Annotated in this window: 20 protein-coding genes; 14 read left to right on the plus strand and 6 right to left on the minus strand. The window is 72.3% G+C overall.

The genetic code is table 11. The features are described 5' to 3' along the window. Positions 1-36: 36 nt before the first annotated feature. Positions 37-3,354 carry an SdrD B-like domain-containing protein gene (locus ACZ47G_RS17985; RefSeq protein WP_465743708.1) on the plus strand — a complete coding sequence of 1,106 codons (3,318 nt, stop codon included), beginning with the start codon at positions 37-39 and terminating at the stop codon, positions 3,352-3,354. 104 nt (positions 3,355-3,458) lie between these two features. Here ACZ47G_RS17985 and ACZ47G_RS17990 read toward each other — a convergent pair whose 3' ends face one another. Then, positions 3,459-4,667, minus strand: coding sequence for an MFS transporter (locus ACZ47G_RS17990; protein WP_465743709.1), 1,209 nt, complete (start codon positions 4,665-4,667; stop codon positions 3,459-3,461). Between the two features lie 473 nt (positions 4,668-5,140). On the opposite strand from ACZ47G_RS17990, the gene ACZ47G_RS17995 reads away from it, so the two are divergent. After that, positions 5,141-6,466, plus strand: a complete 1,326-nt coding sequence (locus tag ACZ47G_RS17995; protein WP_465743711.1) for a dicarboxylate/amino acid:cation symporter — start codon at positions 5,141-5,143, stop codon at positions 6,464-6,466. A 296-nt stretch (positions 6,467-6,762) separates the two neighbouring features. On the opposite strand, the gene ACZ47G_RS18000 is transcribed toward ACZ47G_RS17995, so the two are convergent. Further along, positions 6,763-6,966, minus strand: a complete 204-nt coding sequence (locus tag ACZ47G_RS18000) for a cold-shock protein (protein WP_030287184.1) — start codon at positions 6,964-6,966, stop codon at positions 6,763-6,765. Positions 6,967-7,387: 421 nt separating this feature from the next. On the opposite strand from ACZ47G_RS18000, the gene ACZ47G_RS18005 reads away from it, so the two are divergent. The 7 genes from ACZ47G_RS18005 (at position 7,388) to ACZ47G_RS18035 (ending at position 15,687) form a co-directional block, all read left to right on the plus strand. Then, positions 7,388-8,299, plus strand: a complete 912-nt coding sequence (locus ACZ47G_RS18005) for a menaquinone biosynthetic enzyme MqnA/MqnD family protein (protein WP_465743713.1) — start codon at positions 7,388-7,390, stop codon at positions 8,297-8,299. A gap of 332 nt (positions 8,300-8,631) precedes the next feature. Next, positions 8,632-10,386 (plus strand): serine/threonine-protein kinase, encoded by a 1,755-nt coding sequence (locus ACZ47G_RS18010; protein WP_465743715.1) that lies wholly within the window; start codon positions 8,632-8,634, stop codon positions 10,384-10,386. 175 nt (positions 10,387-10,561) lie between these two features. Beyond that, positions 10,562-11,782, plus strand: coding sequence for a cyclic dehypoxanthinyl futalosine synthase (mqnC, locus tag ACZ47G_RS18015; protein ID WP_380455152.1), 1,221 nt, complete (start codon positions 10,562-10,564; stop codon positions 11,780-11,782). A 19-nt stretch (positions 11,783-11,801) separates the two neighbouring features. Next, positions 11,802-12,530: an amidohydrolase family protein gene (locus tag ACZ47G_RS18020; protein ID WP_465743718.1), complete on the plus strand. Its 729-nt coding sequence runs from the start codon at positions 11,802-11,804 to the stop codon at positions 12,528-12,530. A 261-nt stretch (positions 12,531-12,791) separates the two neighbouring features. Then, positions 12,792-13,379, plus strand: coding sequence for a hypothetical protein (locus ACZ47G_RS18025; RefSeq protein ID WP_465743720.1), 588 nt, complete (start codon positions 12,792-12,794; stop codon positions 13,377-13,379). Between the two features lie 118 nt (positions 13,380-13,497). Then, on the plus strand, positions 13,498-14,193 hold the full coding sequence (locus ACZ47G_RS18030; RefSeq protein ID WP_465743722.1) for a demethylmenaquinone methyltransferase: 696 nt from the start codon (positions 13,498-13,500) through the stop codon (positions 14,191-14,193). A gap of 204 nt (positions 14,194-14,397) precedes the next feature. Then, positions 14,398-15,687, plus strand: coding sequence for a geranylgeranyl reductase family protein (locus tag ACZ47G_RS18035; protein ID WP_380455251.1), 1,290 nt, complete (start codon positions 14,398-14,400; stop codon positions 15,685-15,687). A 147-nt stretch (positions 15,688-15,834) separates the two neighbouring features. On the opposite strand, the gene ACZ47G_RS18040 is transcribed toward ACZ47G_RS18035, so the two are convergent. The 3 genes from ACZ47G_RS18040 to ACZ47G_RS18050 all read right to left on the minus strand — a co-directional run bounded on the left by ACZ47G_RS18040 (position 15,835) and on the right by ACZ47G_RS18050 (position 17,971). Continuing rightward, positions 15,835-16,323: a MazG-like family protein gene (locus tag ACZ47G_RS18040; protein ID WP_465743724.1), complete on the minus strand. Its 489-nt coding sequence runs from the start codon at positions 16,321-16,323 to the stop codon at positions 15,835-15,837. Positions 16,324-16,453: 130 nt separating this feature from the next. Continuing rightward, entirely contained in the window at positions 16,454-17,164 is a 711-nt protein-coding gene (locus tag ACZ47G_RS18045) for a peptidylprolyl isomerase (protein WP_465743726.1), read from the minus strand. Between the two features lie 222 nt (positions 17,165-17,386). Further along, entirely contained in the window at positions 17,387-17,971 is a 585-nt protein-coding gene (locus tag ACZ47G_RS18050; RefSeq protein ID WP_465743728.1) for a TetR/AcrR family transcriptional regulator, read from the minus strand. 178 nt (positions 17,972-18,149) lie between these two features. Between ACZ47G_RS18050 and ACZ47G_RS18055 the strand changes: the two genes are divergently transcribed. Together ACZ47G_RS18055 and ACZ47G_RS18060 are read left to right on the plus strand one after the other, a co-directional pair. Further along, positions 18,150-18,815, plus strand: coding sequence for a CatB-related O-acetyltransferase (locus ACZ47G_RS18055; RefSeq protein WP_465743730.1), 666 nt, complete (start codon positions 18,150-18,152; stop codon positions 18,813-18,815). Positions 18,816-18,991: 176 nt separating this feature from the next. Continuing rightward, positions 18,992-19,957, plus strand: a complete 966-nt coding sequence (locus tag ACZ47G_RS18060) for a DMT family transporter (RefSeq protein WP_465743732.1) — start codon at positions 18,992-18,994, stop codon at positions 19,955-19,957. 13 nt (positions 19,958-19,970) lie between these two features. Here ACZ47G_RS18060 and ACZ47G_RS18065 read toward each other — a convergent pair whose 3' ends face one another. After that, positions 19,971-20,546 (minus strand): hypothetical protein, encoded by a 576-nt coding sequence (locus ACZ47G_RS18065; protein ID WP_465743734.1) that lies wholly within the window; start codon positions 20,544-20,546, stop codon positions 19,971-19,973. Positions 20,547-20,746: 200 nt separating this feature from the next. Here ACZ47G_RS18065 and ACZ47G_RS18070 point away from each other — a divergent pair, with 200 nt between their 5' ends. From ACZ47G_RS18070 to ACZ47G_RS18080, 3 genes are all read left to right on the plus strand, one after another. Beyond that, entirely contained in the window at positions 20,747-21,868 is a 1,122-nt protein-coding gene (locus ACZ47G_RS18070; protein WP_465743736.1) for a sensor histidine kinase, read from the plus strand. Beyond that, positions 21,865-22,560, plus strand: a complete 696-nt coding sequence (locus ACZ47G_RS18075) for a response regulator (protein ID WP_465743738.1) — start codon at positions 21,865-21,867, stop codon at positions 22,558-22,560. The genes ACZ47G_RS18070 and ACZ47G_RS18075 overlap by 4 nt, the downstream gene beginning before the upstream one ends. An 888-nt stretch (positions 22,561-23,448) precedes the next feature. Beyond that, positions 23,449-23,808: an NADH-quinone oxidoreductase subunit A gene (locus ACZ47G_RS18080; protein ID WP_188306789.1), complete on the plus strand. Its 360-nt coding sequence runs from the start codon at positions 23,449-23,451 to the stop codon at positions 23,806-23,808. Positions 23,809-23,945 lie beyond the last annotated feature (137 nt).

Below are 23,945 nucleotides of genomic sequence, written 5' to 3' on the forward strand. Positions count from 1 at the left end.
GCCTCGGGCATTTAAGCGGACGGTGAGATTCCGCCTATGCGGACGCCCCGACCACGATCCCCACGCCTGTCCAGAGCTGCCCGACTGGCCACCGCCTTCGGCCTGTTCGCGGGCACCCTGCTCACCGGAACCCTCACCGCCCCGCCCGCCGAGGCCGCCGTCACCTTCACCAAGACGGTCGACAAGGCCGCCGTGGTGCCCGGTGAGAACGTCACCTACACCCTGCGCTACACCTGCTCGGTGAGCGACTGCACCAACGGGCACATCACCGACTCACTGCCCACCGGGATGGAGTTCGTCGGCTGGGTCCCGGACGCCAGCACCGTCGACGTGGCCGGCTCCACCGTCCCGGCCGCGGGCACCGTCGCCGGCGCCCTCGACATCAAGCTGCTCACCCTCACCCCCGGGACCACCGCGACCGTCAAGGTCGTCCTCAAGTTCCCGAACTTCACCACCCCGAACAACACCCGGACCGTCAACTCGGCCACCCTGACCGCCGACGGCGAGCGCCCGGAAACCGGCTCCGCCTCCACCACCGCGCACGTCCAGCCCGACTACAAGGTCACCAAGGGCGTCCAGACCAGCAGCCAGGACGGCCGCTCGGTCACCTACCAGTTCAGTGCCTGCTCCACCGCCGGCGTCCCCAACGTCGACCTGGACGCCGCCCGGCTGGTCGACACCCTGCCGCCCGGTGCGGTCGTCGACACCGGGCGCTCGCCCGGCTGGACCCAGGATCCGGCCGACCCGGACCGCTGGATCTACGACATCGGAGAGTTCCGGGCCGGCAACGGCCAGGCCGGCTGCCGCATCCCCGGCGTCCTGGTCGTCAACTACCCCGACCCGCCCTTCCCCAGCGGCACCACCTCCACCAACTCCGTGGTCCTGCAGGGCGACCCGCTCGGCCCCGAGCCGATGCGCGACCTGTCCACCGACACCGCGCAGACCCCGACCTTCCAGCCGCCCGCCACGGGCATCCAGGTCACCGCCTCCAAGGTCTGGTGGAACCAGGTCGTCTCCGGCGACATCGCCTCCTTCGGAATGCGTCCCGGCAACGCCGCCGGGCCCGCCACCAGCCTGGTGATGACCGACCCCGGCTCGGGCACCACCCCCGGCCTCTACGACTGGCTGAGCCCCCAGGCCGTCCAGTGGTCGACGTGGACCCCCACCAGCATCGTCCTCACCCTGCAGTACCGGCTGAACGGCGACCCGACCTGGCAGACCTTCACCCCCACCAAACCGTTCAACGGCTCCAGGCCCGGCTGGATCACCTTCGCCACCGGCGCCGGCAACCCCGACTACGACGTGATCGGCATCCCGGCCGGCCGCTGGCTGGACGGGCTGCGCTTCGAGTGGAACGGCCCGATCCCGACCGGCTGGAGCCCCGGCGACGCCGTTCAGGTCCACGCCCAGGTCGTCACCCCCGGCCACGACGGCCGCCCAGCGCCCACCCCGCTGCACAACTGCGTGGACGTCACCGGCACCGACGCGGCCGGCGACACCTCCGCGGCCGCCGCCTGTGCCGACACCACCGTCACCGCCGCCGTCAACCTCGGCGCCGCCAAGACCACCACCGCCGGCGCCGTCCTCGCCCCCGGCGGCACCGCCACCTTCGAGGTGGTCCCGTACAACCGCACCGGCCGCACCCTCGACACCCCGCTCGTCCTCTACGACCTGCTGCCGCCCGGCCTGGTCTACGTCGACGGCAGCGCCCGCCGCAACCCGGCCTACCCGGATTCCGTCGCCCCCCAATCCGTCCAGGTGCTGCCCGGCCCCGACGGCCGCCAGCTGCTCAAGATGACCTGGCCGGCCGGTGCGCCCGACATGATGTACCAGAACGACGGCAAGGCGTACCGCACCCTGATCGACGCCCAGGTCGCCGGAAGCGCCCAGCCCGGCACCCTCACCAACGATGTGTACGTCACCACCGAGGGCGCCACCGCCCCCGTCCGCTGCTCCTACTTCGGCACCGACAGCGGCGTGCCGGACACCCTCGACCTCAACGGCGACGGCAACACCACCGAGACCGTGTGCCACGCCTCCTCGCAGGTCGAGGTGCAGGTCCCGGCCGTGCTGCGGTCCTTCAAGGAGGTCAAGGGCGACCTCGACAAGGACTACGCCACCACCGGCACCACCACCCCCGGCGGCGGCATCTCCTACCGGCTGACCGTCCGCAACGACTCGCCCGACCCGGTCACCGAGTTCATCGCGTACGACAAGCTGCCCACCCCGGGCGACTCCTACGTGCTGCGGCCCGACATCCAGCGCGGCTCCGCCTGGACGCCCTCGCTCACCCAGCCGCTGACCTCCAGCGACCCGACCGTGGTGATCGAGTACACCACCTCGCCCACCCCGTGCCTCACCGGAGCCATCACGGTGCCCGGTCCGTGCGACGCCAACGCCCGGTGGAGCAGCACCTTCCCCGGCCCCGGCACCACCACCTGGTTCCGGGTCCGCCGACCCGGCACCCTGGCGCCCGGCGCCCTCTTCACCCTGACCTGGCCGATGGTCGCCTCGGTGGACGCCGGCAACGCCGACTTCGCCTGGAACAGCTTCGCCTACACCGCCACCGACTCCAGCGGCAGCCCGCTGCTGCCCGCCGAACCCGCCAAGGTCGGCGTCGGCGTCCAGGTGCCCGTCCCGCCGAACAACGCGCTCGGCGACCTCGTCTGGGCCGACCGCGACGGCAGCGGCATCCAGCAGCCCGGCGAGGCCGGCGTGCCGGGCGTACGGGTCGAACTGCTGGACGGCGCCGGGCAGCCGGTCCGCGACAAGATGGGCAAGCCGGTCACGACGGTCACCGACGCCACCGGGCACTACCTGTTCGACAAGCTGCCGGACGGGGAGTACGCGGTGCGCTTCGACCTGACGACCATTCCGTCCGGGGCCAAGGTCACCGTGCGGCACGCCGGGACGGACCCGGCGCTGGACTCGGACGCCGACCCGGCCACGGGGACCACCCAGACGGTGCGGCTGTCGGGCGGGCAGCGGGACCTGAACCTGGACATGGGGCTGGTGCTGGCGGGGTCGCCTTCTCCGTCACCTTCGCCTTCGCCTTCGCCGACGTCGTCCCCTTCGCCGACGTCGTCGCCGTCTCCGACGAGTTCGCCCTCGCCCACGTCGTCGCCGTCCCCGACGTCGTCCGGGTGGCCCTCGCCGAGCCCGACGCACAGCCCGTCGCCGCGCCCGACGCACAGCCCGACGCACAGCCCGTCGCCGTCCCGGAGCCACGGGGGCGGTGAGCTGCCGGGCACCGGTGGGTCCGGGCTGGTGCCGGTGCTGCTGGCGGCCGGTGTGCTGGGCAGCGGTGTGCTGTTCACCGTGATCGCCTGGGGCCGTCGGGGCCGCCACAGCTGATCGCTCCGGCGATCGCTCCGGCGATCGCTCCCGATGAGTGGAAGGACATGACTGCGCCCGCCGGCCAGACCCCGGCGGGCGCAGTCGTCTGTGGGGGTGGGCGGTCAGCCCACTGGGACGGGCTCGGCGAGCGGCGCGACCGGTGCGCCGCGGAACCAGCGCCGGGCGCCGAACAGCACCAGTGCGCCGAGCGCGATCCCGCCCGCCGCGCAGACCGCGACCGAGCGCAGCGAGCCCTCGGCGAGGTGGCCGGAGACGGCGTAGCCGAGCGAGTTGCCGGTGGCGAACAGGGTGACCAGCCAGGCGAAGGCCTCGGTGACCGTCCCGGTCGGGGCCAGTTCGGCGACCAGGACGAAGGCGGCGGCCAGCAGCGGGGCGAGCAGGATGCCGGAGAGGAAGGCCAGCGCGGCCATCGGGTACGGGCCGGGCAGCGTGACCAGCGGCAGGTAGGAGGCGGCCATCGCGAGGGCCATCATCCAGGTGCGGGTCGCGGTGCTCTGCCGCCAGTCGACCATGCCGTAGGCCAGCGCGCCGAGCAGTCCGCCGAGCGCGGCCAGCGCCAGCAGGGTCCCCCCGCCGCCGGGCAGCGTGCCGGAGTGCTGCTCGGCGTAGGCGATGAACAGCACGTTCTGGGCGCCGACCGCCCAGCCGGCCCCGGCCAGTCCGATCAGCAGCAGCACCAGGCCGGGGGAGCGCAGCGGGCCGAGGAGTCCGGCGGACTGCTCGCGGGCGGGGGCGCGCCAGGTCCGGGCGGGCGCCGCGGTCGCCACGACCAGCGCGCCGGCCAGGCCGAGTCCGGCGGCCACCCAGAGCGCGGCGACCGGGCTGAAGAGTCCGGCGATGCCGGCGACGGCCAGCGGTCCGGCGACGTAGAGGATCTGTTGGGAGGCGGAGTCGAAGGCGTACGCGGTGTCGAGCTGGTCCTCGTCGACGACGTCCGGCCAGAGCGAGCGCAGGCAGGGTTCCAGCGGGGGCATCGCCAGGCCGGCGACGGCGGCGCCCAGGGGGGCGGCGAGCGCGGAACCGGGGGCGAGGGCGAGCAGGGCGTACCCGCCGCCGGCCACCACGGCGGAGGCGAGCAGGACGCGCGGCTGGCCGGTGCGGTCGACGATCCGGCCGAGCACCGGGCCGCCGACGGCGGCGGCGAGCGCGTAGACGGAGGTGGCCAGGCCGATCCGGCCGTAGGGGACGCCGGCCTCGCGCAGGGCGAGGGCGATCACCAGGGCGGTCATACCGGCGGGCAGGCGGCCGAGCAGGGTGCCGAGCAGGAGTCGGGTGACGTGCGGGGCGCGGAGCAGGGCGAGGTAGCCCATCGGTGGTCTTCTCCGGTCAGGGCAGGGGAGGGCGGGGCGCTGTCAAAGTTATACGTATAACTGCCGGTCGGTCAATCCGACCGGGAGGTGGACCTGATGGCGTGTCAGTCTCGTTCGTGTCCGGATCTCACCCCTGTCCCACTCCGGGATGCGGGTCCGGAGTGGCCTGATCTCAAACAAGTACTTTGAACATCTCAAACCTTTGCTGCTAACGTGTCGGCCGTGACCACTTCAGAAGCACTGCGGATGCACGGCCCGGGCCAGCTGCCCGGCGCCGCCCGCCCTGGTGCTCTGACCGGTGCTGTGGACAGCCCGCGCCGTTGTCGCGCCATGAGCTGTGAAGCCATGAGCTGTATCGCGGCGGCACGTCCCTGAAACGGGGTCGGTGACCTCTCCCGTCCGGCTCCGCGCCGTGCCGCCTCCTCCGCTCCACCCCCACCGTCAGCAACGCCCTCCCCCGGAGTCGCACCCCCATGTCCACAGCGCCCGAGGCGACCTCGTCGCCGTCCGTGCTCACCCGCATCCGCAAGACGCCGTTCTGGGTGCAGATCGTCGCCGGCCTCGTGTTCGGCATCGGCCTCGGCTACCTGGCCCGTGCCGCCGACATCTCCTGGCTGGCCACCACCCTGGAGACCATCGGCAAGATCTTCGTCCAGCTGCTCAAGCTGGCCGTGCCGCCGCTGGTGTTCACCGCGATCGTGGTGAGCGTCGCCAACCTGCGCAACGTCACCAACGCGGCCCGCCTGGCCACCCGCACGCTGCTCTGGTTCATGATCACCTCGCTGATCGCGGTCGGCATCGGCTTGGGCCTGGGCCTGCTGACCAACCCCGGCCAGGGCACCAACCTGAAGACCGAGGGCCTCAAGGCGCTCGACTCCAAGGGCACCTGGATCGACTTCCTGACCGGGATCTTCCCGACCAACATCGTCGACGCCTTCGTCAAGGTGAACGTGCTGCAGATCGTCTTCATGGCGGTCGTGGTCGGCGCCGCGATCATCAAGCTCGGCGCCAAGGCCGAGCCGGTCCTCAAGATCAGCGAGTCCGTGCTGGAGCTGACCCAGACCGCCCTGTGGTGGGTCATCCGGCTCTCCCCGCTCGGCACCCTCGGCCTGATCGGCAAGTCCGTCGCCAAGTACGGCTGGGACCTGCTCAAGCCCTTCGCCACGCTGACCCTCGACATCTACGTCGGCTGCGCGCTGGTGCTGTTCGTCGTCTACTCGCTGGTGCTGCGCTTCGCCGCGGGCCTCAACCCGGTGCACTTCTTCAAGGGCGCCTGGCCCGCCATCCAGCTGGCCTTCGTCTCGCGCTCCTCGGTCGGCACCCTGCCGGTCACCCGCCGCGTCACCGAGCGCCTCGGCGTCCCGAGCGAGTACGCGTCGTTCTCGGTGCCGTTCGCCGCCACCACCAAGATGGACGGCTGCGCCTCGATCTACCCGGCCGTCGCCGCGATCTTCGTCGCCCAGGTCTACAACATCGAACTGGGCATCAAGGACTACATCCTGATCGCCTTCGTCTCGGTCGTCGGCTCGGCCGCGACCGCCGGTCTCACCGGCGCGATCATCATGCTGACGCTGACGCTGTCCACCCTGGGCCTGCCGCTGGAGGGCGTCGGCCTGCTGCTGGCCATCGACCCGATCCTGGACATGATGCGCACCGCCACCAATGTGGCCGGCCAGGTGGTCGTGCCGGTCGTGGTCGCGGCGCGGGAGCGGATCCTGGACGTGGCCGCGTACAACAACCCCTCCGGGGACCTGTACGAGGAGGACGCGCCGAAGGCCGCCGTCCCGGCAGCGGCCTGATTCCGGACGGACATGCGTGAGGGCCCTTCCCCGGTGACGGGGGAGGGCCCTCCGGCGTTCCCCGGTGCTGTTCGGGAGCGGCTGCAGGGGCCGGCTCCCGGGGCACAGCGCTCAGGGCACAGCGCTCAGGGCACAGCGCTCAGGGTCCGGCGCTCAGGGCGCGGCCCGAAAAGGCAGGGGGCCCGCCCGTGATGGGCAGGCCCCCTTGGGTGCTGCTCTTGTGCTCATGGTGACGGCTGTCGGGAGCCGCCGGCGGACCCGTTGGGGTCCCGAGCGATCAGAACATCAGAGGATGGTCAGACGGCGGTGACGTTCTCCGCCTGCGGGCCCTTCGGACCCTGGGTGACGTCGAAGGTGACCGCCTGGTTCTCCTCCAGCGAACGGAAGCCGTTCGCATTGATGGCGGAGTAGTGGACGAAGACGTCGGGGCCGCCGCCCTCCTGGGCGATGAAGCCGAAGCCCTTCTCAGCGTTGAACCACTTGACGGTTCCCTGAGCCATGCCGTTCTCCTTGCGATGCGTGTCGGGGGCCACACCGTGTGGTCCCCGGTCCGCTGCGCTGATCGCCCTGCCTCCGGACGAGTCCGAAGTTTTTCGATATTGCTGAAAAATTACAAAAAGCCTGCGGTTACATGCTCCGCAGGCTTCAAGTACTGCAAGGGGAATCAAACTGCAACTGAGGGCAACGCTAGCATGCGGTCGCTGTGACGACCAGAGGTCACTCGCCCTCCGGACAGCGCGTGTCGTGAGCCCCCGGAGCGGGGCCCGGAGTGGGCTGGGAACGGGCGCAGGAAGGCGTGTTGGGGGCGCGCACCGGAGCGGACGGCAGGCCTCGGCGCGCGTGTCGGGTGGCCGGTGCGAGCCCCCGCGAACACCGGGCATACGCTGCGGGGAAGCGCACGAACAGCAAGGGAGCGGCGCAGTGGCAGCACCGGACGGACAAACGCGGGAGCTCGAACTCCAGGAGAACACCCCGGTCAGGCCCAGGGTCGGCCATATTCAGTTCCTGAACTGCGTCCCCCTCTACTGGGGCCTCGCCAGAACCGGCAATCTGCTCGACCTCGACCTCACCAAGGACACCCCGGAGAAGCTGAGCGACCAGCTCGTCGGCGGCTCCCTCGACATCGGGCCGATCACCTGCGTGGAGTACCTGCGCAACGCCGACGACCTGCTCGTCCTGCCCGACATCGCCGTCGGCAGCGACGGCCCGGTGATGTCCTGCCTGATCGTCAGCAAGGTGCCGCTCGCCGACCTCGACGGCCGCCGGGTCGCCCTCGGCTCCACCAGCCGCACCTCCGTCCGGCTCGCCCGGCTGCTCCTGGAGGAGCGCGAAGGCGTCCGCCCCGACTACTTCAGCTGCCCGCCCGACCTCAGCGCGATGCTCGCCGAGGCCGACGCCGCCGTCCTGATCGGCGACCCGGCGCTGCGCGCCTACCTCGGACAGGCCGAAGACCTCGGGCTGACCGTCCACGACCTCGGCGAGATGTGGAAGGAGTGGACCGGCCTGCCGTTCGTCTTCGCGGTCTGGGCCGTGCGCCGCGAGTTCGCCGAGCGCCGCCCCGAGCTGACCGCGGCCGTCCACCGGGCCTTCCTGGAGTCCCGCGACCTGTCGCTGGTGGAGGCCGCCAAGGTCGCCGAACAGGCCGCCCGATGGGAGGCCTTCGGGGCGGACGTGCTGGAGCGGTACTTCAGCGAGGCGCTGGACTTCTCGCTCGGCGGGCGGCAGCTCGCCGGGGTCGCCGAGTTCGCCCGCCGGGTGGCGCACGACAGCGGGTTCGCGCCGGATGTGACGGTGCGGCTGCTGGAGCCGGCGGAGTTGCCGGTCGGACCGTAGGGCAGGGGCTTTCCCGCCGGGCGGGCTTTCGCGCTGGGCGGGCTTTCGCGCCGGGCGGGGCTTTCGCGCCGGGCGGGGCCGGGCGGGACGAGGGCTATCGCGTGGGGCCGGGTGCCTTTGCGTGGGGCGGATGCCTTCGCACGGGGCGGGGGCTTCTACGCGGGGCCGGGTGCCGGGTCGGGTGGGGCCGGGCAGGGGGCCGGTCCGGCCCGGTACGGTCTGCTCCCGAGGCGCGTCCGGCGGGGTGCTGCGCGGGGTGCGGCTCGGGAGCGGCGTAGCGGCCGGGCACCCGCCCGGGCCGCGCGGGCGCGTGCGAGGGGAGCGTGCGGGGCATGCGGGCACTGGGACCGGACGATCCGCGCCGGGTGGGCGCCTACCGGCTGCTGCGGCGGCTGGGCTCGGGCGGGATGGGCCGGGTCTACCTCGCCCGGACGGCCGGCGGGCGCGCCGTCGCCGTCAAGGTGGTGCGGACGGAACTCGCCGACGACACCGAGTTCCGGGCCAGGTTCCGCCAGGAGGTGGCCGCCGCCCGACGGGTCGGCGGCGCCTGGACCGCACCCGTCCTGGACGCCGACACCGAGGGCGAGCCGCCCTGGGTCGCCACCGGCTACGTCGCCGGCCCCGCGCTCGCCGCCGCCGTCCAGGACCACGGCCCGCTGCCGGAGGCCGCCGTCCGCGCCCTCGGCGTCGGGCTCGCCGGAGCGCTCACCCATGTGCACGGGCTCGGCCTGGTGCACCGCGACGTCAAGCCCTCCAACGTGCTGCTCACCCTGGACGGGCCCCGGCTGATCGACTTCGGGATCGCCCGGGCCCTCGACGCCACCAGCGGTTTCACCCGTTCGGGGTATGTGGTGGGCTCGCCCGGCTTCATGTCGCCCGAGCAGGCGAACGGGCAGCCGGCCGGACCGCCCGGGGACGTCTTCTCGCTCGGCGCCGTCCTGGCCTTCGCCGCCACCGGCGTGCACCCCTTCGGTGAAGGGGTCAGCGCGGCCGTCCTGCTCTACCGGGTGCTGCACGAGGAACCGGACGTCAGCGGGGTGCCCGACGCGCTGCGGGCCGTCGTCCTCCGCTGCCTGGCCAAGGACCCGGCCGCCCGGCCCACCCCGCAACAGCTGACCGGCTGGCTGGACCCGGACGGCGCGGCCGGCGGCCGGCTCGCGCGGGGCGACTGGCTGCCGCCGGCGCTGGCGGCGGGGGTGGGGCGCAGTGCGGTGGAGCTGCTGGACCTGGAGGGGGAGGCGGGGGACGACTCGGCGTACTCGGGGGGCTCGGAGGGCTCGGAGGGCTCGGGGAACCTGGGGGACTTCGGGGACTTCGGGGACTCGGGGGGTTCGGGGGGCTCTGGTGACGGGCAGGGGTCGGGCTCGCGGCCGCCGTACGGCTACCCGCCCGTACCGCCGGCGTACCCGGAGACCGCCCGGCGGCGGCGTCGACGGGCCGTGACCGCGGGGGCGGTGGCGCTGGCGGTCGCCCTGATCGGGGGCGTGGGGTACGGGCTGTACGCGATGAGCCAGCGGCCCGATCCGGTGGTGTCGATGCCCTCCGTCGGGCCGGTCCCGTCCATCGACCCGAGTGAGGCCATCGCGTCGCCCGGGGCCTTCGTGCCGGACGGGCCGTCCGCTTCCGCGTCCGCATCCGCTTCTGCGTCGCCGTCCGGCTCTGCGGCCGGGTCGCCGTCGGGAGTCTCCCCGGTGCCCGGGACGGGCGGGGGCGACGCGGTGCCGGCGGCGTTCCTGGGCACCTGGAGCGGGGACATGGTCACCGACAAGGGGCTGCCCGGCGGCACCACCACGATCACCGTCCACCAGGCGGCGCTCGGTCAGGAGGCCACCACCAGCCGCAACGCCCTCTCCGGGCTGATCTCGATCAGCTGCGAGGGCGCCTGGACGCTCAAGTCCGTCTCCGGCAGCACGCTGGTGTTCCAGTCCCGGCTGGTGCGCTCCTCGATTCCCGGCGCCTGCACCGGCGGCTCGAACGCGGAGACGCTCACCCTGCAGTCCGACGGGACGATCCGCTTCACCTCCGCCGACCCGGCCGCCGGCAACCCGGCCGGCACGCTGCGCCGGGTCGGCGGCGCGGGCGGGTGAGGTGGGCGCGGTGAGGTGGGCGCGGTGAGATGGGGGCGGGTGAGGTGGGGGCGTCGGTCAGGCGGGCGGGCGGGGTCGAGGTGCAGTTCAGCGGGCTGACGCGGGCGCCCGAAACGCCTGGCGTAGGCTGGTTCGGCCGTACCCGAGTAGCACTTGAGAGAGAGAAGGCCGCCAGGTGACCGAGCTCGCAGCGACCACCCTCGATGCGTCCAGCACCGACCTGCAGGCCGTGCTCGACCGGGCCGCCGCAGGCGGCCGGATCACCCCGGAGGAGGCGCTGGAGCTCTACCGTTCCGCGCCGCTGCACGCGCTCGGCTCCGCCGCCGACGCGGTGCGCCGCCGCCGCTACGCGGGTACCGAGCACATCGCGACGTACATCATCGAGCGCAACATCAACTACACCAACGTGTGCGTGACGGCGTGCAAGTTCTGCGCCTTCTACGTGCCGCCGAAGAGCGACAAGGGCTGGTCCCGCGAGCTCGACGAGATCCTGCGCCGCTGCGCCGAGACGGTCGAGCTGGGCGGCACCCAGATCATGTTCCAGGGCGGCCACCACCCGGACTACGGCGTGGAGTACTACGAGCGCGCGTTCTCGGCGATCAAGGCGGACTTCCCCCAGCTGGTGATCCACTCGCTGGGCGCCTCCGAGGTCGAGCACATGTCCCGGATCTCGGGCGTCTCCATCGAGGAGGCCATCACCCGGATCCACAAGGCGGGCCTGGACTCCTTCGCCGGCGCCGGCGCCGAACTGCTGCCGGAGCGGCCGCGCAAGGCGATCGCCCCGCTCAAGGAGTCCGGCGAGCGCTGGCTGGAGATCATGGAGGCCGCGCACGGCCTCGGCGTGGAGTCCACCTCCACCATGCTGATGGGCACCGGCGAGACCAACGCCGAGCGGATCGAGCACCTGCGGATGATCCGCGACGTGCAGGACCGCACCGGCGGCTTCCGCGCCTTCATCCCGTACACCTACCAGCCGCAGAACAACCACCTCAAGGGCTCGACCCAGGCCACCGTCTTCGAGTACCTGCGGATGATCGCGATCGCCCGGCTGTTCCTCGACAACGTCGCCCACATCCAGGGCTCCTGGCTCACCACCGGCAAGGAGGCCGGCCAGCTGTCGCTGCACTACGGCGCGGACGACCTCGGCTCGGTGATGCTGGAGGAGAACGTCGTCTCGGCGGCCGGTGCCAAGCACCGCTCCAACCTGACCGAGCTGATCCACCTCATCCGCGCCGCCGACCGCGTCCCGGCCCAGCGCTCCACCACGTACGAGCACCTGCGGGTGCTGGACGACCCGGCGAACGACCCGGTCGACGCGCGGGTCGCCTCCCACATCGCCTCCACGGCCATCGAGGGCGGCACCGCGCACCCCGAGCTGAAGATCCTGGACAACTGAGTCCGGCGCCCCGGCCACCGTGCTGACCCTCCACCGGGCGGCGTTCCTGCTGCCCGACCCGGCCGACCCCACCGCCCCGTCCTTCGCCGACGGGGCGGTGGTGGTGCGCGGCGAGCTGGTCGAGGCCGTCGGGCCGTACCCGGAACTGGCGGCGGCCCACCCGGCGGCGCGGGTCCGGGACTGGGGCACCGCCGTGCTCACACCCGGGCTGCGCAACCCCTGGGGGCAGCGGCTGCTGGAGCGGGACTACCACCCGGACCCGCGGGAGGAGATCGGCGTCGAACCGGTCGCGGACGGGCTGGTGGGCTGCACGGACGAGACCCGGTACGGGGCCAGCGCGCGGCGCGGGCTGCAGCGGATGCTCGGGTTCGGGGTGACGGCGGTGGCCGGGCCGTTCGAACGGGCCTCGGTGCGGACGGCGGTGGCGCGGTCGGGGGTGGTGGCGTTGCCGGAGCCGCTGGTTGTGCTGGATCCGTTGGCCGTGCCGAAGCCTTTGGCTGTGCCGGAGCCTTCGGCTGTGCTGGATCCGCTGGCTGTGCTGCCGTTGATGCGGGCCGTGCACGGGCGGGTGGCGGCCGGCGGGCGGGCGGACTTCGCGGTGTTCCCGGCGTTCCCGGTGAGCGCGGGGGTGGGGGTGGCTGCGGCTTCGGCTGCGGCTGCGGTTCCTGGCGCGGCCGGTGTGGAGCCGGCGTCCGGCGGGTGCCTGGCGACCGTGCTGGGCGGACGGTTGGTGTACCGGCGGAGGTGAGGCCCGGCCGGGGCCGGCGACCGGCCCGGTGTGACGTACTCATCAGTAGGCGGATTGCCTTGCCACGTACGGGAATTCCTTCGTGTGCACCCGAACTGCCGTGCCCGCTCAGGGCGATGATTGCCCCTTCGCCGTGACCTGAGGGCCCGCCAGCGGATACGATCCCGGACAGCTCACTCCGTACCCTCACCACACCACCACCCGTACCCGCGGGCGGCGGGGCCGTGTCCCAGGCCCCGGAGGCAAGCCAGGACAGGAACCATGCGAACCGCGACCGTCCCCCCGCCGCGCTCCCCGCGGTTGGGCCGTGGTTGGTACCTCGCCGCCGTGCTCAGCGCCGTGCTGGCCGTCGGGATGTGCCTGCTCGGTTGGCGCCAGGCCGACCAGGCCGACCGGATCGCGGCCCACCCGGTGAGAGTCGAGGGCGTCGTCACCCAACTGCCGACCGGCGGCGGCACGTACAGCGCCGTCAGCTACAAGGTCAGCGGCCAGCCGCACACCGCAGCCGCGCTGCCACTCTCCGACGGCGCCAAGGTCGGCGACGCGGTGTGCCTGGAACACGCCGCCGACGACCCCGGGGCGGTGCGGATCTGCGGCGACACCTACCCCCAGCCGGTCGGCGTCGGCCTGGCCCGGTTCAGCGTGCCGGTCGCCGTCGTGCTCTTCGTGATCTGCGTGCTGCGCATCCGGCGCCACCGGCGGGCCGTCGCGGTCCGCACCGGGCAGGGCCGGCTCGCCGCCAACCTCGCCATGGCCACCGGGGCGCTGGCCGAGGGGATGCCCGCGATAACCCAGGGCAAGCGCTCGCGACGCCGGCGCCGGGCGGGCGGCCGCCGGGGGACGCACTAGGCGCGGGTCCTAGGCGCGTGTCCTAGGCGCGTGAAGACACGCCCTGGGGGTCGGCTGGTGTGCCCCGTTGGTGTGCCCCGTTGGTCGGGGTGTTCGTCCCAGGGTGAACAATGGGGGCGTGACCCGAGCCTCCCTGGACAAGCAGCCGCACGAAGTCGCCGCCATGTTCGACGACGTCGCGGCCAAGTACGACCTCACCAACGACGTGCTCTCCCTCGGCCAGGCCCGCGCCTGGCGCCGGGCGGTGGCCGAGGCGGTGTCCGCCGGACCGGGGGACCTCGTGCTCGACCTCGGGGCCGGCACCGGCACCTCCTCGCTGCCCTTCACCGAGGCCGGGGCCAAGGTCGTCCCGTGCGACTTCTCGGTCGGCATGCTCACCGAGGGCAAGCGCCGCCACCCCGAGCTGCCGCTCACGGCCGGCGACGCCACCCGACTGCCGTTCGCGGACGACACCTTCGACTCGGTGACGATCTCCTTCGCGCTGCGCAACGTCCAGGAGACCGACGCGGCGCTGCGCGAGATGCACCGGGTCACCAAGCCCGGCGGCAAGCTGGTGATCTGCGAGTTCTCCACGCCGACCTGGACGCCGTTCCGGACGGTCTACACCGAGTACCTGATGCGCGCCCTGCCCCCGGTCGCCACCGCCGTCAGCAGCAACCCCGACGCGTACGTCTACCTCGCCGAGTCCATCCGGGTCTGGCCGGACCAGCCCGCGCTGGCCGCCCGGATGCAGGAGAGCGGCTGGTCGAAGGTCGCCTGGCGGAACCTGACCGGCGGGATCGTCGCGCTGCACCGCGGGTACAAGCAGGCGTAGCGGCGTAGTGGTGTAGCGGAGTAGTGGCGTAACGGCGTAGCGGTGTGGTGCGGCGGGGGCGGGTCCTGGTCGGCGGGCGGCGGTTCCAGGACGGGCCGCGGGGGCTTCCGGCGGCGTGAGCGGAACTAGACTGCCGGAGACAAAAGCCGCCATCCCCCGCCGCAGCTCCAGGAGTGTGTCCACGTGTCCGAGACCGCAGCCGATCTGACGAAGCCGGACAGCACGGTCGAGAGCACCGCCGACGTCATCGTGGTCGGCGCGGGCCCGGCCGGCGCCACGACCGCCTACTACCTCGCCCAGGCCGGGCTGGACGTGCTGCTGCTGGAGAAGACCGCCTTCCCGCGCGAGAAGGTCTGCGGCGACGGCCTCACCCCGCGTGCCACCAAGCAGTTGGTGGACATGGGCATCGACGTCTCCACCGAGAACGGCTGGCTGCACAACAAGGGCCTGCGCATCATCGGCGGCGGCGTCCGGCTGGAGCTGGACTGGCCCGAGCTGGCCTCCTTCCCCGACTACGGCCTGGTCCGCAAGCGCGCCGACTTCGACGAACTGCTCGCCCGTCAGGCCGAGAAGGCCGGCGCCCGGCTCTACGAGCGCTGCAACGTCAGCGGGCCGGTCCTGGACGACCGCACCGGCCGGATCGTCGGCGTCACCGCCAAGCTCGGCGAGGAGAAGCGCCCCGTCACCTTCCGGGCCCCGCTGGTGGTCGCCGCCGACGGCAACTCCACCCGGCTCTCCCTCGCCATGGGCCTGCACCGCCGCGAGGACCGCCCGATGGGCGTCGCCTACCGCACCTACTTCAACTCGCCGCGCCACGACGACGACTACCTGGAGTCCTGGCTGGAGCTGTGGGACACCCGCGACGGCCAGCGCAAGCTGCTGCCCGGCTACGGCTGGGTGTTCGGCATGGGCGACGGTACCTCCAACGTCGGCCTCGGCATCCTCAACTCCTCGCCCGCGTTCGGCGAACTCGACTGGCGCGAGGTACTCAAGGCCTGGTGCGCCGGCATGCCGGCCGAGTGGGGCTACACCCCCGAGAACATGACCGAACCGATCCGCGGCGCCGCCCTGCCGATGGCCTTCAACCGGCAGCCGCACTACACCCGCGGCCTGCTGCTCGTCGGCGACGCGGGCGGCATGGTCAACCCGTTCAACGGCGAGGGCATCGCCTACGCGATGGAATCCGGCCAGATCGCCGCCGGCGTCATCGTCCAGGCCCACGCCCGCGTCACCGAGGGCGGCCGCGAGCGCGCCCTGCACGCCTACCCGCGCATCCTCAAGGACGTGTACGGCGGCTACTACACGCTCGGCCGCGCCTTCGTGAAGCTCATCGGCAACCCCAAGGTGATGCAGCTCGCCGCCCAGCACGGCCTGCCCCGGCCGCTGCTGATGCGCTTCACCCTCAAGCTCCTCGCCAACCTCACCGACCCGCAGGGCGGCGACGCGATGGACCGTCTGATCAACGGGCTGGCGAAGGTCGCGCCCAACGCGTGACGCCGGGGGCGGGGGCGGGGGCGCGGGGGCGCTGACGTCGGGCGGGGGCGGGGGGCGGTACTTGGCGCCTGGCGGGAGCGGTGCTTGGCGCCGGTGGCGCCGGGCAGCGACGGAGGCGTCGGGGGCCTCGGGCGCGCCGGGCGGCGCCTAGCGGGCCTCGGGTGCTTGTTGTGCCGCCGGTTCGGTCTTCGGTGTGGCCTCCGGGGCTGCCTTCCGCTCCACTGTGTCGCGGGAGGCGGCGGGGTCGGAGGCGGCCGCGCTCGAGGTGGCTGGCCGGGAGTCGGTCGAGCGGGAGTCGGTCGAGCGGGAGTCGGTCGAGCGGGAGTCGGCGGAGCGCTGCTCGACGTAGGCGAGGCGCTCGGTGAACACCCGGGCCGCGTCGGGGGTGAGCGTGCGGAGGGCGACGAGGGCGCTGAAGATGACGTCGCAGAGCTCGTGCTGGACGTCCTCCCAGGTGTGGGTGACACCCTTGCGCGGGTTCTGACCGGTCGCCCCGATCACCGCCGCGCCGACCTCGCCGATCTCCTCGGAGAGCTTGAGGAGCCGCAGCAGGCGCTCCTCCTGCGGCGACTGGGTACTGTGCTCGTCCAGCCATGCGACCAGGTGGTCGACGCTTTCCCAGATCCGGCTGTCCATGCGGTGCTGCTCCCTGCGGTGTCGGTGGTGCTGCCACCGTACGGGAGCGGCGACGGGGGCGGGCCGGCCGGTTCGCCGGGCCCGTCCGCCGCTTGGGCCGGTCGACCGCCAGGGTGGGCCCGCCCCGAGGTCAGTGCTTGCTGATCTTCACATGGCGGATGTTCACGGGGACGTTGGGGTAGCCGTCGCCGGGGCCGTTCTGGTCGTCCTCGCCGGTGGCGGCGATCTTCTGCAGGACGTCCAGGCCGGCCGTGACCCGGCCGAACGGGGTGTAGGCGGGGGAGAGCTTGGTGTCCTTCCAGACGATGAAGAACTGGCTGCCGTTGGTGTTCGGACCGGCGTTGGCCATCGCCACGGTGCCGGCCGGGTAGGTGGCGCCGGTCAGGTTCTCGTCCGGGAAGGAGTAGCCCGGACCGCCGCTGCCCGTCCCGGTCGGGTCGCCGCACTGCAGGACGTAGATCCGCTGGGTGGTGAGGCGGTGGCAGTGGCTGCGGTCGAAGTAGTCGTGCTCGGCGAGGAATCGGAACGAGAAGGTGGTGCAGGGTGCCTTGTCGGTCAGTGCCTCGAAGGTGATCGGGCCCTGGTTGGTCCGCACGGTCGCGTGGTAGGGGCTGGCGGCCTTCTGCGCGTCGAAGACCGGGATGCCCTTGAAGTTGTCGGCCGGGGCGGCCGGTGTGTAGGTGCAGGCCGCGCTCTGGGCGGTGGTGGTGGCGGAGGGGGCTGCGACGGCCGTGCCGGTGCTCGCCGCGAGCGGGAGGACGGTGGCGGCGGCGACCAGCGCCCAGTGCTTGCGCTTCATGTGACGGGCCTTCCGGGGGGTGGTGGACGGCATGGTTGTCATGGAGGCATCATCCACGGCCGGGTGGGTCTCCGGTAGGGGTTGGGGCGGTCGGGGCTCCTATGGCTTGAGGGTGCGTGAGGGCGTGTAAGGGTGCGTGAGGGGTTGTCGGGCCCGGGGGGGGTGGGTGTGATCGGGAATCCGGCGGTCGCCGGGCCTCGGGCTGCGGCGCCGGGTGGGCCTTGGGGTGAGGCTCGGGGCGGGGTGCGGGGCGGGGTGCGGGCCCTACGGGGTGGGGATGTTCGGGGTGGCGTCGGGGTTCGGCGGGGTGGAGGTGAACAGCCCGGCGCGGGCGGCCAGGGCGGCGGCGTCGGCGGCTCGTTCGGCGGTGCGGGCGTCCAGGGGTTCACCGGTGACGAACAGTCGGTAGTAGAGCGGGGCGGTGGCGGCCCGGACCACCTCGGCGCCGTCCGTCCCGATGGGCAACTCGCCCCGAGTGACCGCCCGTTCGGCCACTTCGGCGGCCTGGCGGTGGCGGGCCGCGAAGAAGTCGCGCAGGGCGGTCGCGCCGGTGTCGGAGCGCTGGGCGGCGGAGATCAGCGCGGTGGGCGTGGGGCCCCGTTCGGGGTCGGTGAAGACGCTGAACACCTCCTGGGTGATCCGGCGGAGGTCCTGCTGGAGGTCTCCGGTGTCGGGCAGGGGCCAGGGCCGGTCGGCGGAGGCGGTCAGGGCATCCGCGATCAGGCCGTCAATCCCGCCCCACCGCCGATAGAGGGTGGCCTTGTGGACACCGGAGCGTGCTGCGACCGCCTCAGCGGTGAGTCCGTCGTAGCCCTTCTCCGTGACCTCGGCGAGCGTGGCGGCGACCACGTCCGCACGGACCCGGGCGCTTCGGCCGCCCGGGCGCGGGGTCGGTGTGCGGGGTTGCTGATCAGGGTGGGCGGCCTCGCTCAAAGTCGACTCCAGTCGCATTAGTGCTTGCTGTGGGGTGGTGGTTCTGTCATGCTCATCGTAATGCGACTTCCGTCGCATTACGAGAGGAGCTCGCTTGACCGCCCACGCCATCCCTGACCCGACCGTCCTCCACCCGCTCGCCGGCCACGACCGGGTGGTCCTGCTGCGCCCGCTCGTCACCGATCCGAGGATCGAGGTCGGCGAGTTCACCTATTTCGACGACCCCGACGGAGCCACCCGCTTCGAGGAACGCAACGTCCTTTACGCCTACGGCCCCGAGCGGCTGGTGATCGGCAGGTACTGCGCGATCGCCACCGGAACCCGCTTCCTGATGGCCGGGGCCGCCCACCCCGCCATCGGCGTCTCCACCTTCCCCTTCACGATGTTCGGCGGTAGCTGGACCGCGCAGACCCTCGACATCGTCACGGGCCTGCCCAGTCGTGGCGACACCGTGGTCGGCAACGACGTCTGGTTCGGATTCGGAGCCACCGTCCTGCCCGGAGTCCGGATCGGCGACGGAGCGATCATCGCGGCTGGTGCGGTGGTCACCGCCGACGTCGATCCCTACACGATCGTCGGCGGCAACCCCGCCCGCCCGATCCGGCGCCGCTTCGACGACGCCGACATCGGACGCCTGCTCCGGGCCGCCTGGTGGGACTGGCCGATCGAACTCGTCACCGAGCACGTCCGAGCCATCATGTCCGGCACCCCAGCCGACATCGAGGCCATCGCCGAGACGAACGGCGTGCTCGCCTCCTGACCCGTCGGCACCGGGCAGGGGCATTGATCACCGGCGGGCCGGTGCGCGAAGATGGCGCACCTTTGCTCCATCCCTCACCCCGTCCACCGCTGAGCCACACGCCCAGCCCTTGGGTCCGTCCGACGCCGTACGGTCCTCGCACCCGCCGGTTCCGTTCGCTCGGAGGGATCTTCCTCATGTCTGCCTCCCCGTCCTCGTCCTCATCGGTTCTTCGTGATCTGCCGGTCCTGCTCGTGGCAGTGGTGTGGGGGTCGAGCTTCCTCGCCGTCCAGCGGGTGGCCGAGCCGGGGACGGTCGTGGCAATGCTCGTCCTGCGCTTCGGGCTGGTGCTGCCGCCGCTCGGCCTGGTCGCCTGGCGGGCCCTGCGGAAGCTGAGCCGCGCCGAGTGGCTCGGCGGCGCCGCACTGGGCCTGGTCCTCAGCGGGATCTTCCTGCTGGAGACCTACGGCGCCGTCCACACCTCTGCCACCAACGCCGGACTGATCATCAGCCTCGCCATGGTGCTCACCCCGCTCGGCGAGAGCGCCCTGGGCCGCACCGCACCACCGCGCGCCTTCCTCGCGGCTGCCGGGCTGGCCGTCCTCGGCGTCGCCCTGCTCACCGGCGACGGCGGGCTGCGCCCTCCGACGCTCGGTGACGTGCTGGTGCTGGGCGCCGCCCTGGTCCGCTCGGCGTACGTCCTCGCCATGGCCCGCACCCGGGCCGTCCGCAACACCGACATGCTCGCCGTCACCTGGGTCCAACTCGCGGTTGCCACCGCCGTGTTCACGATCGTCGCACTGGCCGTCGGGCCCACTCCGTGGAGCGTCGCCCTCTCGTACGGAGCCGGCCAGTGGGCCTGGCTGCTGCACCTGTCCTTGTTCTGCACCCTGTTCGCCTTCTTCGTCCAAATGTGGGCTGTCCGGGCCACCTCCCCGTCCCGGGTGAGCCTGCTGCTCGGCACCGAACCGCTGTGGGCCGCCGTCTTCGGCATCACCCTCGCCGGGAACCGGATGGGCCCGCTCGCCCTGGTCGGCGGAGCCCTGGTACTGGTCGCGACCGAATGGGGCCGGCGCACCGCCCCCGCGCCGCGCCCGGCCAGCGGAGAGGGCGAGAAGTCGCCCGATACGGAGGGGGCGAGCCCGGAGCCCACTCCGGTGTGACCCGTCGCTCTGGTCATCGGCGCCGTCGCAGCGTCCGGCGGGCGTAGTCGGCGGTGACCGCGCCCAGCAGCGGGCCCCAGGCGACCAGGGGCAGGTAGGCGAGCGTCATCACGACGGCCGCGACGCCATGCGGCGAGTCCGGCTCGGCCAGGTTGTGGGCCCAGCGGCCGAACAGCCCCTCCAGGCCGAGGAGTGTGAGCACCACCGATCCCAGCAGGGCCGGGACGATCACGGCGAGGGGCGGAATCCGACGGCCGCCTATCAGCGGGATCCGGCGCGGAAGCACCTGCCCCCAGGGACGCACCAGGCCGACGGTCAGAAAGGCCAGGGCTTCGGCCAGGCTGCTCAGCGCCACGCAGTAGACCGTGCCCCAGCCCGGCTGGTGGGCGGCGTACGCCGCGGCCGTCGCGCCGGTGAAGCCGACCGGGATGCCGAATCCGAAGGCGATCCGCCACAGCCCCGAGGGGACGGTGGTGAGGACGGCGGCCTTGGCGGCGAGCTGGACCCAGCGCGGCGCGGGCGGGACGACGGAGAGAGCGCCGGCCGGCCGGCGCGCGGTGCTGCGGGGGTTGATCATGAGCTTCGACATGGTGGTGGACTCCCTTCGGCTCCGACCTCCGTGGCCGGTGCGATGTCTCAAGACTGGAGGTCCACCAGGGCTCGCGGCAGATGCCGATCGGGCTGTTCCTCCTGCTCAACCGGCCTTTGAAATATGCCGATCGGCACAGGTGTGCCGCTCGGGCGCCGTCGTAGTGTGACGGCAGTCGAAGAGTCGAGGAGGTGGTGACGATGACTCAGGTCCTGGCCGGGGTGGTCCTTGTCCTGGCGCTGCCGGCCTGGCTGGCGCGATCGCGCTACGGGGTGGCGGCCATGACCACGGCCCTCGGGGTTGCGTCGATCGCGGTCACGGTCACCGTCTGGTTCCTTGGCCGCTGGCTGGAGGGGGACCGCTGGGCCGGGCTGCTGGGCCTGATCGAACTGGCCGCCCTGCTGCTGTCGGTGGTCATCAGCCTGCGCGCCGAGGATGGCCCGCGGTGCGCCGCGGCGGCCTGGACGGCGTGCGGAGCGGTCGCCCTGTGGCTGACGCGGTTCGCGTTCGTCGAAGGTCCGGGGGACATGCTCACGGTCTTCGGGTTCGGCTCGATGCTGTCGCTGCCGACGGTCCTGATCGGGCTCTACCTACGAGGCCTGGACGAAGGGCGCAAGCAGGCGGTGGTCGAGGCGAGGCGCGCGCAGCGACTCGAACTGGCCCACGACCTCCACGACTTCGTGGCACACGACGTGAGCGGGATGGTCGCTCAGGCCCAGGCGGGCGCCTACCTGGCCTCGGTGGACCCGGCCCGAGCCGTCGCCCTGTTCGAACGGATAGAGCAGGCCGGTCAGCGGGCTCTGGCATCGCTGGACCGGACGGTCCAGCTGCTGCGCACGGAGGAGGAGAGCGGGCGCAGCCCGCAGCCGGGACTTTCGGAACTCGCCGAGGTGGCCGAGCGGTTCACGACCTCGGGCGGTGCGGAAGTCCGGCTGGAGCTGCCGGACCACCCGGTACCGAGGGAAGTGGGCGGGACTGTCCACCGGATCGTGGTCGAGGCACTGACCAACGTCCGCCGGCACGCTCAGGACGCCCATCGGATCGAGGTCCGGGCACGCCGCGTCGGCGGATGGCTGGAGCTGACCGTGACGAACGACGGCCGGGCGCCGGGGCCGACCGGCCGCCCCCGTCGAGGCGGTGGCAGCGGACTGCCGGGGCTGGCCGCGCGAGTGGAGGCACTGGGCGGCACCTTCGAGGCCGGCGCGTACGAGCAGGAGGCCTGGCGCGTGACGGCGAGGTTGCCGTTGGCAGGCCGGGAGGACCGGGAGCAGCCGGGAGGCTTGATGAGGACCAGCGCGGGTGCAGGGGAGAAGAGCGGATGAGCAGCAGTGCGGGGCCGATTCGGATCCTGGTCGCCGATGACCAGGCAGACGTCCGCAGCGCGTTCCGGATGATCCTGGACGTCCAACCGGACATGGTGGTGGTGGCCGAGGCGGCGAACGGTGCCGCGGCGGTGGAAGAGGCGAAGAGGCTGCGGCCGGACGTGGTGCTCGCGGACATCCGGATGCCGAAACTCGACGGCCTGGAGGTCACCCGGCAACTTGCTGGGCAATGCAAGGTGATCGTGGTGACCACCTTCGACCTGGACGAGTACGTGCACACGGCCTTGCGGAACGGTGCGGCTGGCTTCCTGCTGAAGCGTTCGGGCCCGGTACTGCTGATCGAGGCCGTTCGGGCGGCGATGGCCGGGGATGCGTTGATCAGCCCGCAGGTCACCGTCCGACTGTTGCAGCACATGGCGCTGTCAGGCTCCGTCCCGACGCCTGGTCCCGCGATCGGGACGGGCACTCCGGGTCCGTTGATAGCCGGCCCGGTGGAGGAACTGACCGAGCGAGAAAGGGAGATCGCTGAGCTGGTGGCCGATGGAGCGACCAACGCCCAGATCGGCGCCGGGCTCTTCATCTCACCGGGGACGGTGAAGAACCATCTCGCCAACATCCAGCGCAAGCTCGGCGCCCGCAACCGGGTGGGCGTCGCGGCGTGGGTGTGGGAACAGGCAGTCGGTAACCGGTAACCGGCCCTGATCCGCAGGCGAGAGCGGAACAGCGTAGGCGGCCCGCACAAGGGCGGGGCCCAAGGACGAGAGGAAGGCAGGGCAGGAGGCAGCGGTGGAGGCGGGCCCCGAGATGTGAGGGCCGCGTCGGGAAGGGAAGTTGGGCCTGCCCACAACGGGAGGCAGAGCCGCGGACACGGAGGCGGAGGGCGAGGAGGAGGGCGAAGGGCAGGCCCCCAGGGGCCCACATGCCGCCGGGGCTGCGAGCGCGCAGCAGCTCCGCGCTGGGACCGGCCGGCCCAGCGCAGGTGACACCGGCGGCAGGTGGGCAACCCTGGCGCGGGCGGCGGGCGGCGGGCGGCGGGCGGCGGGCGGCGGGCGGCGGGCGGCGGGCGGCGGGCGGCGGGCGGCGGGCGGCGGGCGGCGGGCGGGGTGGGGGAGGGGAGGGGGGAGGGGGGAGGGGGACCCCCACGACGAGTTCGCGCGCTTGTGAACAAAGGGTCAAGCAAGCGTTCATCCCCCCACCACCCCTCCGAGTGAGCCCCTATAACACGTCAACATGGCGCCCAGAAATTTGCTATCCCCGGAGCATAGTTGATATAGAAACGCGCCCCTGACCAGCCGCTTCAAAGATAAATGCGACTGCTTGTGACCATTTGACTCCTTTGCGTTGACAACTCTGGGCATGTTCACATTCGCCACCATTCACATGGTGTCGTAGATCACAAAGATGACGATGAACTGCGTGTCGCAGATCACAAGCCACCGGGCATAGGATGCGCTCGTTCCAGGCTTTGTGAACTGCCTCACATGAGGTGGATCCCGGGAACTGGAACGCGGGTTCACCACAGCGTGACCCGCCGGTTCCGATCTGCAGTCAAGGACGACTGGACGGAGGGAGCGGAGGCTATGAATGCCTACGCGCCGATCCTCGTACTCGGTGCCATCGCGGCGGCGTTCGCGGTCGGTTCCGTCGTGATGGCCTCACTCACCGGCCCCAAGCGCTACAACCGGGCCAAGTTGGAGGCGTACGAGTGCGGCATCGAGCCGACCCCGCAGCCCGTGGGCGGCGGTCGGTTCCCGATCAAGTACTACCTGACGGCGATGCTCTTCATCGTCTTCGACATCGAGATCGTCTTCCTCTACCCCTGGGCGGTGACCTTCGACTCCCTGGGGATCTTCGGGCTGGTCGAGATGCTCCTGTTCATCGCCACCGTCTTCGTCGCGTACGCCTACGTCTGGCGCCGCGGCGGCCTGGAGTGGGACTGAGCCGGGGGCGGTGCCGCCACCCCTTGTGAACGAGTGGACAAGCTCGAACGGGCCGGACGTTCCCCGGGGCGCCGTCGGGCGCTCCCGGGCGTACCGCCGGACGTACCACAGGACTTGAGGGCATTGAGAGGGATCTG

The sequence above is a fragment of the Kitasatospora sp. NPDC030952 genome (genome assembly GCF_055571335.1).

Excerpts from the sequence above, each read along its gene's own strand:
- ACZ47G_RS17985 (WP_465743708.1), top strand. The coding sequence starts at position 37 with ATGCGGACGCCCCGACCACGATCCCCACGCCTGTCCAGAGCTGCCCGA.
- ACZ47G_RS17990 (WP_465743709.1), bottom strand. The coding sequence starts at position 4,667 with ATGGGCTACCTCGCCCTGCTCCGCGCCCCGCACGTCACCCGACTCCTG.
- ACZ47G_RS17995 (WP_465743711.1), top strand. The coding sequence starts at position 5,141 with ATGTCCACAGCGCCCGAGGCGACCTCGTCGCCGTCCGTGCTCACCCGC.
- ACZ47G_RS18000 (WP_030287184.1), bottom strand. The coding sequence starts at position 6,966 with ATGGCTCAGGGAACCGTCAAGTGGTTCAACGCTGAGAAGGGCTTCGGC.
- ACZ47G_RS18010 (WP_465743715.1), top strand. The coding sequence starts at position 8,632 with ATGCGGGCACTGGGACCGGACGATCCGCGCCGGGTGGGCGCCTACCGG.
- ACZ47G_RS18025 (WP_465743720.1), top strand. The coding sequence starts at position 12,792 with ATGCGAACCGCGACCGTCCCCCCGCCGCGCTCCCCGCGGTTGGGCCGT.
- ACZ47G_RS18040 (WP_465743724.1), bottom strand. The coding sequence starts at position 16,323 with ATGGACAGCCGGATCTGGGAAAGCGTCGACCACCTGGTCGCATGGCTG.
- ACZ47G_RS18045 (WP_465743726.1), bottom strand. The coding sequence starts at position 17,164 with ATGACAACCATGCCGTCCACCACCCCCCGGAAGGCCCGTCACATGAAG.
- ACZ47G_RS18060 (WP_465743732.1), top strand. The coding sequence starts at position 18,992 with ATGTCTGCCTCCCCGTCCTCGTCCTCATCGGTTCTTCGTGATCTGCCG.
- ACZ47G_RS18065 (WP_465743734.1), bottom strand. The coding sequence starts at position 20,546 with ATGTCGAAGCTCATGATCAACCCCCGCAGCACCGCGCGCCGGCCGGCC.
- ACZ47G_RS18070 (WP_465743736.1), top strand. The coding sequence starts at position 20,747 with ATGACTCAGGTCCTGGCCGGGGTGGTCCTTGTCCTGGCGCTGCCGGCC.
- ACZ47G_RS18075 (WP_465743738.1), top strand. The coding sequence starts at position 21,865 with ATGAGCAGCAGTGCGGGGCCGATTCGGATCCTGGTCGCCGATGACCAG.
- ACZ47G_RS18080 (WP_188306789.1), top strand. The coding sequence starts at position 23,449 with ATGAATGCCTACGCGCCGATCCTCGTACTCGGTGCCATCGCGGCGGCG.